This is a genomic window from Acetivibrio straminisolvens JCM 21531 (assembly GCF_000521465.1).
Classification (GTDB): domain Bacteria; phylum Bacillota; class Clostridia; order Acetivibrionales; family Acetivibrionaceae; genus Hungateiclostridium; species Hungateiclostridium straminisolvens.
Window position 1 is genome coordinate 43,994 of record NZ_BAVR01000020.1, and the last position, 11,574, is coordinate 55,567.

The 11,574-nt window shown below is 37.1% G+C and carries 10 protein-coding genes and 3 pseudogenes; 1 reads left to right on the forward strand and 12 read right to left on the reverse strand.

Annotation, left to right across the window (positions count from 1 at the left end):
* From JCM21531_RS07155 to JCM21531_RS21185, 8 genes and pseudogenes are all read right to left on the reverse strand, one after another.
* A complete protein-coding gene (locus tag JCM21531_RS07155; protein WP_038288658.1) occupies positions 1–1,146 on the reverse strand; it encodes a metallophosphoesterase family protein in 1,146 nt (381 codons plus the stop codon).
* 94 nt (positions 1,147–1,240) lie between these two features.
* Entirely contained in the window at positions 1,241–2,455 is a 1,215-nt protein-coding gene (locus JCM21531_RS07160) for a flagellar assembly protein A (protein ID WP_243467362.1), read from the reverse strand.
* The gene (locus tag JCM21531_RS24835) at positions 2,449–2,742 is read right to left on the reverse strand and encodes a hypothetical protein (protein WP_243467363.1); all 294 of its coding nucleotides are present in this window, start codon (positions 2,740–2,742) and stop codon (positions 2,449–2,451) included. Before JCM21531_RS24835 ends, JCM21531_RS07160 begins: the two co-directional genes overlap by 7 nt.
* A gap of 251 nt (positions 2,743–2,993) precedes the next feature.
* Positions 2,994–3,779 (reverse strand): BAR domain-containing protein, encoded by a 786-nt coding sequence (locus JCM21531_RS07165; protein WP_038288661.1) that lies wholly within the window; start codon positions 3,777–3,779, stop codon positions 2,994–2,996.
* A 60-nt stretch (positions 3,780–3,839) separates the two neighbouring features.
* Positions 3,840–4,567: pseudogene (locus JCM21531_RS07170) on the reverse strand (PspA/IM30 family protein).
* Positions 4,568–4,665: 98 nt separating this feature from the next.
* Entirely contained in the window at positions 4,666–6,288 is a 1,623-nt protein-coding gene (locus JCM21531_RS07175; RefSeq protein WP_038288663.1) for an AAA family ATPase, read from the reverse strand.
* A gap of 134 nt (positions 6,289–6,422) precedes the next feature.
* A complete protein-coding gene (locus JCM21531_RS21180) occupies positions 6,423–6,695 on the reverse strand; it encodes a chemotaxis protein CheX (protein ID WP_243467364.1) in 273 nt (90 codons plus the stop codon).
* Positions 6,692–6,913: a hypothetical protein gene (locus JCM21531_RS21185; RefSeq protein WP_243467365.1), complete on the reverse strand. Its 222-nt coding sequence runs from the start codon at positions 6,911–6,913 to the stop codon at positions 6,692–6,694. The genes JCM21531_RS21180 and JCM21531_RS21185 overlap by 4 nt, the downstream gene beginning before the upstream one ends.
* A gap of 284 nt (positions 6,914–7,197) precedes the next feature.
* On the opposite strand from JCM21531_RS21185, the gene JCM21531_RS07185 reads away from it, so the two are divergent.
* The gene (locus tag JCM21531_RS07185; protein WP_038288666.1) at positions 7,198–7,404 is read left to right on the forward strand and encodes a heavy-metal-associated domain-containing protein; all 207 of its coding nucleotides are present in this window, start codon (positions 7,198–7,200) and stop codon (positions 7,402–7,404) included.
* 8 nt (positions 7,405–7,412) lie between these two features.
* Here JCM21531_RS07185 and JCM21531_RS07190 read toward each other — a convergent pair.
* The 4 genes and pseudogenes from JCM21531_RS07190 to JCM21531_RS24380 all read right to left on the reverse strand — a co-directional run bounded on the left by JCM21531_RS07190 (position 7,413) and on the right by JCM21531_RS24380 (position 11,450).
* Positions 7,413–8,104: pseudogene (locus JCM21531_RS07190) on the reverse strand (GntR family transcriptional regulator).
* Between the two features lie 71 nt (positions 8,105–8,175).
* Positions 8,176–9,027, reverse strand: a complete 852-nt coding sequence (ispE, locus tag JCM21531_RS07195; RefSeq protein WP_038288669.1) for a 4-(cytidine 5'-diphospho)-2-C-methyl-D-erythritol kinase — start codon at positions 9,025–9,027, stop codon at positions 8,176–8,178.
* A gap of 296 nt (positions 9,028–9,323) precedes the next feature.
* The gene (locus tag JCM21531_RS07200; RefSeq protein ID WP_038288671.1) at positions 9,324–10,892 is read right to left on the reverse strand and encodes a DUF3794 and LysM peptidoglycan-binding domain-containing protein; all 1,569 of its coding nucleotides are present in this window, start codon (positions 10,890–10,892) and stop codon (positions 9,324–9,326) included.
* Between the two features lie 293 nt (positions 10,893–11,185).
* A pseudogene (locus JCM21531_RS24380) lies at positions 11,186–11,450 on the reverse strand (Veg family protein).
* Positions 11,451–11,574: the final 124 nt, after the last annotated feature.

An 11,574-nucleotide genomic window follows, 5' to 3' on the forward strand; every position in this document is an offset into this window, starting at 1 on the left:
TTACAGTACTTCAACTTTGCCCTGTTCTAATGCCTCAATGCCGTATTGCATGGACTTCATAAGAAGATGCCTTTCTTTCTCGCTTTCGGCCTTATTTATAAGAGAAAACATTTTCCTCACAAACAAGCCTTTTATCCCCGGTTCATTCACAAGCTCATCATAATTATATTGATTTACGGTTTCATCACTTATAACCACATAAAAAAAGCTGTTCCCAATAGCATCGGCTATATCCGCAGCATTAATACGATATCCCGGCACAGTATAACCTCTTAAGATTATATGCATGAGGTTCTCCCGGTTTTGATCTTCTCGAGCTTCCCGGAAAATCATATCTATAATTTGGTTGTCGCTTTCAAAACAGTCGGATTTTATTTCCAAGGATTTATACTGTCTTTTGTAAGTTTTCTCAAACCTTACATCAAGCTTTCTTTCTCTTTCCGACACAAAGTCTATTTTGCCGATAAAGACACCATGTTCTCCTTCCTCGTCAAATCCAAGAGGCTCAGGACTCCCCGGATTGTATATATTTCCGCCCTTTCCAATACCCCTAAGGGAATTATGAAAATGTCCCAAAGCAATGTAATCCATGCCTAAAAGCGCAAGTTCGCTGCTTGCCATGGGATTATACCGGCTCTTTTTGAAATTCAAATCCACAGTTCCGTGAACCAGCAAAATATTAATATGCTTTGGGTCCGCCGGCTCTATTGTGTTTATGAGACTTTTTTCTTCATGGAAATTTGCAAAACCCACGCCATACACGCAGGCATTATGCTCTTTGAGGAAAACTTTTTGCCTGTCCTCGGACAAAATATAGACATTTTTGCTCCACTCAAAGTTTCGGTAATAGGAATTGGGAATATAGGGATCATGGTTTCCCGGCACAATAAATACCTTTATTTCGGGAATCTCGCCAAATTTTTTATTTATATAATGGATTGTAGACTTTCTTACATATTCATGCTCATAAAGGTCTCCGCTTATCAGTATAATGTCTACAGCTTCCTTTTTCGCAAGGTAAATTATTCTGTCAAATATATCAATAAGATCCCGCCTTCTTTGCTCTGCCGCATGTTTAGAGCCTAATGAGCCGAAAGGCGCGTCAAGATGAATATCCGAAAAATGCAGAAACTTTAATGAATCCATATTTACTAGCCACCCCGAAAATCTTCATGTTGCCTTGTCTCTTATAGAATATCATATCACAGTTTCTGCCAAAATGATATATTTAAATTGAATGCTACACATCTTTTATATAACCATCCTGTATATAGAAGGTAGTATTAATTATCGGTCTGTCTATTTCCTTAATGACATTTTTTATTTCAATGACAACTCCGGGATAAGCTTTCTTTAATATCGATATTTCTCCTTCACCTTTCGTTCTCAATACATCAGCAATTGTTTTTTTCTCTTCCTCAAGCTCCTTCAATTGTTCCTTTATTTTATAAAACCTCTGTTTGATGTCTTCTGCTTTCAGACTCCCTGATTTCATTTGCTCTTCACTGTTAAAATAAGCCTCCGCCTCAACCTTTACCTTCACCAATTCATTCTTTAAAGCTTCAATACTTTTTATTACCTCCTCAAGTCTTTCCTTCAAAGTATTTCTATTAAATCCTTTAACCGATATAAGCGTACGTTTCTCACTGGGCGAGCCTAAAATAGGAGATAATACTTTTGCTTCACACTGTATATTTCCGCCCGATATCTGCCCTTTTGGCGAATCAATTATAATCTCTCTTGCTGTAATGTTGCTGTTGATGCAATAAAGCCCTACATGTAAGCTTCCTTCGCAAGTAACGGTAGCATCTGAAATATACTTCGAATAAATATCCTTTTTAGCCTTTATTACCGCTTTGTTCTTGCCTGCTATTCCGCCTTTGATGTAAACACTACCCTTTCTGCTGACCACTTCTTTTATACTGCCTATTCCATAAACCCCGAGTATTTCTATGTCCTGGGTTGACACAACAGAAAATCCGTCTGCAACTGTTCCTTTTATACTTACAAAACCGTCAAAATCAATATTCCCTGTTTTAAAGTCCACATCTCCGTCTATTTCCAAATGGTTTGATACGCTTATCTTATCTCCTTCATAATGTACTGCTCCACTTTTTAACGCATAAAGGTATGTCACTCCGTCTTTATGTTCCTCTCGAACCGATTTCTTGTCATAATGCAAGGGATGATTTTTCCCGGGTATTGCAGGTATCGGTTCGCCCTTTACCGACTTGCCCATAGTTCCCGGAGTAGGATCAATCCTTTCTCCCAGCCAATCTCCAACTTTCACCTTGTTAATGAGATTAAGCTCATAATGGTCTACTTTGCCGTCTTCTTTTATCTCAGGCGTTGCTTTTTTTATTTCATACATCTTTATTACCGAATCTTCGCCATGCTCCGGGGGTATGCCCTCGGCTATCAGGATTTGCCTGTTATTGCAAAGCTCGTCTAACAATACGTCATGTTTAATTCCAAATACAACTCCCGCTTTTTCCAGGTTTTTTCTACTTCCTCCAAAAGCTTTACCTTTGCATCTCCGGAAAACTCCCATTCTTCCACACAGAGCCTAATATATGCTTTTAACTCATCGCTTGAAAGCTCTATACTTATTCTTTCCTTAGCTTCACCAAATTTGACCGGGGGTTTTGGTGCAAAAAGTATGGCGTTTTTTATTGCCATAAAACTGGTAATCTTTATTTCCGGATGCTGGCCTATTACTTTGTTGAATTCATCAACCGACATACCTTTTTTATAGGACTCTATATAAAAGCCGTCAGGTTTTTTATTATGCTAATGTAATCGGATAAATACACAACAATATCCTGCGCCATACTAAAATCCCCATTTCTATAAAAAACGATTTCATATAGCTAATATATTACTTTTATGCTATTTTATGGAGTCATTTTAAAAAGAACTGTCATAGATTATTATCGGACAATTGCATCCGCTATTTTAAACATAAATGAATAATGACATATGTCAGATTTTGATTAGTTTCTGAGTCTGTTTTTATTTCTCTCATATAAGACACTTTCAAATGCTGCAGCTTCATTTAAAATACTTTCAATACTTTCCATGGTTTCTTGCGATTCAAAACCTGAATTAATCTGATGCTTGAGCATGCTAACGGTACTTTTTATATAGTCAAGCTTTACATCCAAACGTTCTAAGTCACTTTTTTCTTCTTTGAGCCTGTTTATTATTTTCTCGTCCATCTCTACAATCCTTTTAATATCTTCATATACTTTCGGATCTTCGGTAAAATTAAGCTTTCTCGTGTTTTGAGAAAGTCTTTCCATCAGAGAATTTATATTTGTCCGATCTACAGCTTTGCTTCTTATGCAAAAATCTTTGAGCAGATTCAAATAGGAGATAGTAAGATTTAATGCATACTCAGCGATCTTCTCCTTGATATGATTGGATTTGTCCTTATTATACTCTTTTAATATATCATCCTTCTCTTTTATCAAAGAAACGAGCTTTTTATAATACGCAGAATTAGTGTACTTTTTAGTATCTGCAGCCATTTGCAGACACATTCTGTTCATCTTTTTTATTTCCTTTTCCTTCTCTTTATGAAAGAAATTTTCCTGAAATTTTTTATCTGTAAAACTTCTAAGAACCAGTCCAAAATAGAGTACGACAGCCGGGATAGCAGCATACGTATAGGGGAATTGGGCATATTCCGCAGCTGCTAATCCCATTCCCATTAAAACCAAAAGCATACCTATGTTTTTATAATGAATAATTGAATTCCAAAAAAGCTTTAGTTTCATATATCCCCTCTTAGTGAAACACACCCCCTGTACGGAGTGTGTATTTTAATCCCAATTATCTTATGAATTTGCTTTGTTCTCTGTTTTTTCCTTTACTTCAAATCCCTGCTCTCCGCTTAGCATAGCCTCAGCCCTTGCTCTTGCCCTTTCACGAGCAGAATTCATGTCAAGTTTCTTAAGTCTCAGTTCAGTATTAGTATCATTCAGGCTTTCAACTGCATTGGCTCTTGCAATCTTCTTGTTAACAATTTCCCTTGCACGTTCCATATCTTCGTTGATATTTCCAACCCTGTTGTTTTTGGAAGTGTATTTTGCATTCACCGAGTTGATATTTTCCTTGAGCTTGCCATCTTTTCTTGAGTCTTCAGGGTCTTTAATTCATTGAGTTTTGCAGTCATTTCCGCTTCAAACACTTTATAGTTTTCGCGTATATTTTCGACTTCTCTTAAAGCATTATCGTGAGTCTCCTTGTATGTTTCATATGCGGTCTGATATTCCTCTTCCTGCACGAGAAGCTCCACCAAAAGCTCCTTGTCTCCCTGTCTTTGAGCTGCTTCAATTCTGGCTCTTATCGCATTAAGATTCTTTTCGGCAGTTTTCATTTCAATTTTTATCATTTCAGCATTTGTCTGAATTTCAATTATTTGCTGTTCCGCTTCCTTACGGGCCTTGTTTATCTGATTTTTAATGTCTTCGAACAACAAATTCGGATTGCTTTCCTCAAGTCCTCCGACAAACAATCCAAAAAAGCCTCTAATTAAGCTCCCAAGTCTGCTAAAAAAACCCATGGCTAATCCTCCTTGTAAATAAAATCGTTCATCTTTTAATTTATAATAAATATACTCTGTTGTAAACTGTAAATCAATAAAATTTTATACCAATGTCTTTACAAATCCCCGTCAAATTTTGACCTTTCGTCAAGATAATGCCTGTATCTTTCCGGCAAGAGGTCCTTGTCGTCGCATTCCTTAATTGCCAGCATTGTCATAAACTCTACCTGCTGGGTACTGGGCCTGCATCTTGAAATCGCTTCATTGAGTATTTCTGCCGTAAGAATACAACCTTCTATATTATCCTCATTTGCAATTTCATAGGCCTTCCTTACCACCGTCTCAATTTCTGCACCGGTATAATTTTCCGTCTGTGCGGCAAAAGGTGTAAAGTCCTCTATATCTGTTTCAAAGCCATATTTCTTTATCATTATTCTAAATATGTCCGCCCTTTCGTCCTCCTCCGGAAGAAGTATGGGGATTTTCTTGTCAAACCTTCCGGCTCTTTTTAAAGCAGCATCCAAAAGGTCAGGCCTGTTTGTTGCAGCAATAAAAATAACCTTACCCCTATTATTTGTATTACTGGTAAACTGCAAAAATTCACTAAAAATATTTCTGCTTACTCCATTATCTCCGCTTTCGCCCCTTCTGAAAGCCGTATCTATCTCATCAACAAATACGATTACCGGTTGCTGGGACTGGGCACCTAAGAGGCACTTTTTGAAGTTTTTCTCACTTTCTCCTACATATTGCCCCAGTATCCTGGACATATCAATCTTTACACAGTTAAATCCGCTTGACTTTGCCAGCGCATTTACAAGTAAAGTCTTACCGGTACCCGACGGTCCACATAAAAGTATTCCCATCGGCACGCGTCTTAAGTCACCTTTCTTTATCGGCTCCACAATATTTTTTAGAAGATAGCTCTTGGCCCGTTCCATGCCTCCGATGTCTTCAAAGCTAATTTCGGGATATATAAACTCCAAGACATCTCCATACTCTTTTTTCAGCACAGAATGCTTCTTGTCCTTTATAAATTCAAAACTTACCGGCACGTCTTCAGCTTCAGCTTTCAGCTTTATATCCTTTATGGCCTTTTTGCTAAGACCAGACGACAGCTTGGCAAACTCGTCAACGGAAATATCCATTTTTATATTTTCATCTTTTAAAAGATATTCTATGTATTTTCTGCGTTCCTCTTCATCCGGCAACTCCACAAGAATCGGCTCCACCCTGTAAGACGAATTCAAAATCTCGCTGCTCACTTCGGCTAGGTTGTTTGCAGTCATAATTATTGTGCTTCCCACTGTGGAGATTTTCGGGTCATTTGACCACTCGCAAAGCCAGATAAGCGCCATTCTCTCTTCCAGAGACATGGAACCCGTATCTCCGGCAGGAATTATTTTCTCCGCATGCTCTATGAAAAGAACCATTTTTGTGTTCTTTAGAGCAACATCAATGTACGGAAATATTTTTGACGGCAGCACTCTTTTTAGTCCTATGGCCTCATTTGAGGTTATCTTGTTGAATTCTCTTTCCATTCCCGGCTCTAAAAAACTAAGACCCCTTGAAATGTCATAGAATGCCACAATCGAAAAACCTCTTTGCTTTATAAACTCCTCATAAATATATCTGTCAATATATCTATAGTTGTCTACCATATCGCGAATGTTGAAATACAGAATAAATTCATGAGATATACCTGCTTTATAAATGCTTAAAAATTTGTCAAACCACATCTTTAGCTTTTATCCTCCTACAAGATAGTGCCTTGCAATTTATACAGTTAATTATACGATATTTTTTTGAAAAGTTCACTATCCGATAATAAAAAATTTGGAATATATTTAGAATCTTGGAGTACACCAGACTATTAATATTCTCCGGTTGTATTATCCTCTTCTATTGCAATATTGATTTTAAGCCTTCCGCAAGAAGTAGTACAGTCCATAGATACAGGTTCCACCTTCGGAACAGTGATAAGAGCATCCTTACCTTCCAGGACTATAGGCGGTGCTGCCTTTATCTCTGCCAAGTACAAATTGTTCAGTTCATCTATGGCGTTGCCGGCAATAATTTTGCTTAGTGTCTGAACAGATTCCAATACCATATATTCGTTTTCAGAATCAAAATCCGCTCCATTCATTTTTTTGCCACTGCGAAAATCAGTTCCTTTTCCATATCAATCAAAAATCTTCCCTTCACCTTGCCGAAAAAATTAATGATAGAGGCAACACCAAGGGATCTAATATCATCATTTTGCGTGTAAAAGGACCTTTCTATACATATTTCAATATCAGCGTTCTTTCTGAAAGTATTCTTCACACTTTCTATAAACGGAACATATAAATGATCACTTGCCATTACTGCCCTCCTTTTACTTTGCTCGCCATCTTTTGCAACAGTCCCTGAAAGGTATATTTTCGCTATTATTTTTTAAAATTTTCTATGTATTTTTCATCTATCTTATATGATACCATAATATAAACTGTTTGATAAACATTTAGAGATTCATTCCACTGTTATAACACTTTAAGTTCAAAAAACTTTAATAAATAATTTCTTCTTTTTTTGAAATGCTATAAAGTATACACAAAGAACTTTATCGCTATATTCACTACAATTTCAATCCGTTTAAGGAGGTATTTATGGAAACAGCAACTTTTAATGTTCCGTCAATTTCATGCAGTGCCTGCTCAAGCAAAATTGAGGAAAACGTAAGAGAACTAAAGGGTATAACAAATGTTTATTCCGACCTGAAAAGCCAGCAGATAAAAGTCGAATACAATCCCTCGGACATAAGTCCTCAGGAAATAAAGAAGCACATTGCCCAAATGGGTTACGAAATAATTTAAGGTGGAGGTTATACTCCTCCACCTCCCTTCATGTTCTTTATTGCTTTTATTATTGCCGTCTCCTGATGGTTTATATGCTTTTGTGCATACTCCTGGGCCGCTATTTTGTCACGGGTTGAAATGGCCTCCAGAATATATTGGTGCTCCTTAATAAGCTCCTTAGGATTGCTGTAATCCTTAAGGTATATTACCCTAAAACGCTGGATCTGTTCCCTCAAATTGTTTGCAATCTGAATAAGCCTTTCGTTCCGCGATGCCCGGTATATCAATTCATGAAACTCCACGTCTTTTTTTATCGATCCCTGCAAATTGTCTTTATTGGCATAGGCTAAAAACTGAGATTGTATATGCTCCAATTCCTTTATCTCTTCGTCGGTTATCCTTTCAGCGGCAAGAGCCGTTGCCAAACCGTCAAGGGTTGCCCTGACCTCCAAAACATCCATAATATCTTTTGCTGAAAGCTCAGCCACATGCGCTCCTTTTCGAGGAAGCATCTCCACCAGCCCTTCGAGCTCAAGCTTTCTTATTGCTTCTCTTACAGGGGTACGGCTAACCCCCATCTTTTCTGCCAGTTTGACTTCCATAAGTCTCTCTCCCGGCTTTAACTCACCTGCAATAATAGCTTCTCTAAGTGTATCAAAATTACCTCTCTTAAGGGCTTATAATCATTCAAATTTACCTTCGAAAGCTTTCCGGCCATCAAATTCTCTCCTCACTTAGTGGTTATTACATAACTAGATATTTTTTCCCAACAATATTTTACTGAAAATTTTATATTGTTTGTGTCATAAAACATTCCCACTCGCCGTCTTTAAGGCTTTCATAAGCAAGACAAGCCTTTTTGCCGTTTTCAAATATACCGAATACGGAAGGACCGCTTCCGCTCATCATGCTTCCCAAAGCTCCAAGCCTCAACAGCTCATTTTTAATATCGTTTATTACTTCGTATTTTTCTATTGTAACTGTTTCCAGCACATTTCCCATATTTTGCGCCAAACAGCCAATATCTTTCTCTGAAATTGCCTTTATTAAAAGATCGGTATCCGGTCTTGAGGATATTTTATCCAGCTTTAAATTGTTGTATACCCACGCCGTCGATACACCTACTTTAGGCTTTACCAAAACAATATCCACTCCTTGGAAAGAAGGGATTTTTGTAAGTTTCTCCCCAATTCCCTCGGAGAGCATGGTCCCTCCCTTAATGCAGAAAGGTACATCCGCACCTACCTGCTTTCCGATGTTCATAAGTTCGGCTTCATTAAGATTTAGACTAAAAAGTTCATTCATTCCTTTAATCACTGCCGCCGCGTCGGCACTTCCTCCCGCAAGACCTGCCGCTACAGGAATTCTCTTATAGATTTTAATGCCAACACCGCTTTCAATTTTGTACCTTTCCATCATGAGGTTTGCCGCTTTATAGGCAATATTGTCTTTTCCTCCCGGTACCCACGGTTTGTCACATTCCACTTCAATTCCTGTATCCCTTGTTTCAACTACAACCTCGTCATGCAAATCTATAGACTGCATAATCATTCTGACATCGTGATAACCATCCTGTCTCTTTCTTATTACATCAAGGGATAAATTAATTTTTGCATGGGCATTTAAACTAATCGATTTCATTTTCCACCTGATTTCGAATTTTTATATACAAACTTCCAAACCCAGTTATAAACCCAAAGACTTATTGGGTTTTGTATATTTTTATATTATATACAATATACATTCCTTTTTCAATAAAATCTCTAAACCTGCTTCCAACACATTTACAAAAACCAAAATCAACACTATATAAAATTCACGCAAAAAAGTCCGAAATCTTTGATTTCGGACCTTTATTTAGCCTCTTGGAATGAAATGAAAGAGGCGAAAGTGAAGGAATTCGATGTTCTGAGATTTTCTATTGCAAAGTTAATAGATTAGCCTATTTTTCTCGGTACAATTATTTGCTGTCCTACCCCAATGGCATCATCCCTGTTAAGCTCATTTACCCTCAAGATATCATCTACAGTTGTACGATATTTTTTTGCTATCTTCCAAAGATTATCACCGGGCTGTGAGAAGTATATGGTTATGCTGGGATACTTCTCATTATCTCTGTCTTCAATAGGAGTTTCGTTTACATTTGTTATAAGGGATATATCCGTCTGTTCCACCAATCGGACATTAATATCCACTACAACCCTTACTTCAACTTCATTTGCCGAAATCACGCTGTAGCTGCAGTGTTCAACTCCCAAATCAACATCACAGGCCATTCCCGGTTTTGAACCATCAACTTCAATTCTCTGGCTGAAAGGTATTTCATGATTATAGGCAAACACCGGTTGTTCTGTATTATTAGCCACATACAGAATACTGTTTTTGACAGCTCCTTCAACATTGACATATCCATCCCCGGTATTACATTCAAACAAACTTGGTTTGCACAAAATATTGAATACCTCTGATATATCGGGACTATTGCCGTCAAACTCCACTATCTCTTTTAATGTTATTTGGCTTCTATTTTTTGACACAACTCTATTGATTTTAAATGCCTGCTTCTCATGATTGATATTCGACTTTAAGCCGTATGCATCGGATACAATTTCAACATTTCTCTTGTCTGTTGCTTCAGCCGCAAGGCCTACGGTTACCTCTGCCTTCAGAATTCTCAATTCACCGTCGGTGTCTTCATGGGGAGTAAACGATGCACTCCTTATCCTATAATCCACTTCACATTCAGAGTTTTCACTAATACCGGGGAGGTCTATAAACTGTGTAAAGGATATTTCATGTTCCATAAACTGAATACTTCTTTCCTCATTATCTCCTATGTATAAAGTAAGTATGTTTATATCGCCTTTGGCAATAATCTTGTCATCTGAAATTCTGTAATCTTTGCCCACAATTTTTACATCGTTTCTCAGTATTTCCTTTATAGCCGGTTTTCCCGCAGGTACTTCAAGCATTTCTTCTGAAGTACAATTGACAGTATTTTCTCCAAGGTAGTAGTATATATCTACGTTATCTTTTAAAACCTGTATATCTTCTATACCCCTTAAATCACTTACAAACTCCTGCTCAACGTCATTTATCGCCTTTGCATTAATTTTAAGAATGGTTTTGACGTTGATTTTTCTTCCGTTTAGTATCTCATAATCAATATGCTCTATGTCGTATTTTACTTTTGTTTTCATTCCTGCCCGGGCATTTGCTACATCAACGGTATACGAAAAATCACTGGAAGTATTTATACTTTTTACAGACTGTTCCGGGTCATCGGAAACATATAGTATCTTGTAGAAGATATTGCCATCTACATGTATTCTATCTTGTGAAGCTTCAGAATCTCCTTCCCTTACCTCAGCATCAAGAAGAAGAATTCTTGCAACGTCCGGGTTAACGTCAGGTACAATTATATCATGTTCAACAATTGTCTGTGCGAAATCTTCACCAACAGAGTAATTCACATTTGTGGATTCTCTAACAAGTTCAAGGGACATTCTCCATCCTCCTTAAATATTATTCCGTAACGATTTGTATCACTAAATCACCGAGGGTAATCAGGATTACACCAAAATAAATACCTGCCTACTAAATATATATTGACAAGGCTTTTAAAATATTCCCTTGAACACAATAAATGATAAAATCTTTTTATGCTTCGAATTGAATAAACCTTGCATTTAAAAAAAGCATAAAAGAACCGGATTCTGTAATCCGGTTCTTTTATGCTTTTTAAGTAATATAAATTTAATCCTCTATACATTATAACACCTTAAACTGATTGTCAAACTTAACTGACCTGTATTTTTCTGTTATCCTCACAAACAACTATCTCCACAGCTTTTGTAAGAATGTCAGTATAACTGTAAGATACTCTCCTTATTGCTTCATAATCATTTTCAAATTTAACTACGAAGATGCTAGGATAGGTGTTTTCAACTATTCCTTCTCTAATAAATGCCTTTTTTCTCCCTTATTAGCTTTGAGCTGAATCTTCTGCCAACACAGGTCTCTATATCTCTCTTTATTTGGAGCAGGCTGCTTTTCTCCATCATTGAATCACCTCATCTTCTGTTTGCCCTCATTATATCATATCAAGCTCAGCTTGTCAAAGAAAAATATATATTATAACAAGGACAAAATATTCATGTCAAGCTTTTTTTAAAGGTGATTTCTTAC

Excerpts from the sequence above, each read along its gene's own strand:
- ispE (WP_038288669.1), bottom strand. The coding sequence starts at position 9,027 with ATGAAATCGATTAGTTTAAATGCCCATGCAAAAATTAATTTATCCCTT.
- JCM21531_RS21185 (WP_243467365.1), bottom strand. The coding sequence starts at position 6,913 with ATGGCAAGTGATCATTTATATGTTCCGTTTATAGAAAGTGTGAAGAAT.
- JCM21531_RS07200 (WP_038288671.1), bottom strand. The coding sequence starts at position 10,892 with ATGTCCCTTGAACTTGTTAGAGAATCCACAAATGTGAATTACTCTGTT.
- JCM21531_RS07165 (WP_038288661.1), bottom strand. The coding sequence starts at position 3,779 with ATGAAACTAAAGCTTTTTTGGAATTCAATTATTCATTATAAAAACATA.
- JCM21531_RS07175 (WP_038288663.1), bottom strand. The coding sequence starts at position 6,288 with ATGTGGTTTGACAAATTTTTAAGCATTTATAAAGCAGGTATATCTCAT.
- JCM21531_RS07185 (WP_038288666.1), top strand. The coding sequence starts at position 7,198 with ATGGAAACAGCAACTTTTAATGTTCCGTCAATTTCATGCAGTGCCTGC.
- JCM21531_RS24835 (WP_243467363.1), bottom strand. The coding sequence starts at position 2,742 with ATGTCGGTTGATGAATTCAACAAAGTAATAGGCCAGCATCCGGAAATA.
- JCM21531_RS21180 (WP_243467364.1), bottom strand. The coding sequence starts at position 6,695 with ATGAATGGAGCGGATTTTGATTCTGAAAACGAATATATGGTATTGGAA.
- JCM21531_RS07155 (WP_038288658.1), bottom strand. The coding sequence starts at position 1,146 with ATGGATTCATTAAAGTTTCTGCATTTTTCGGATATTCATCTTGACGCG.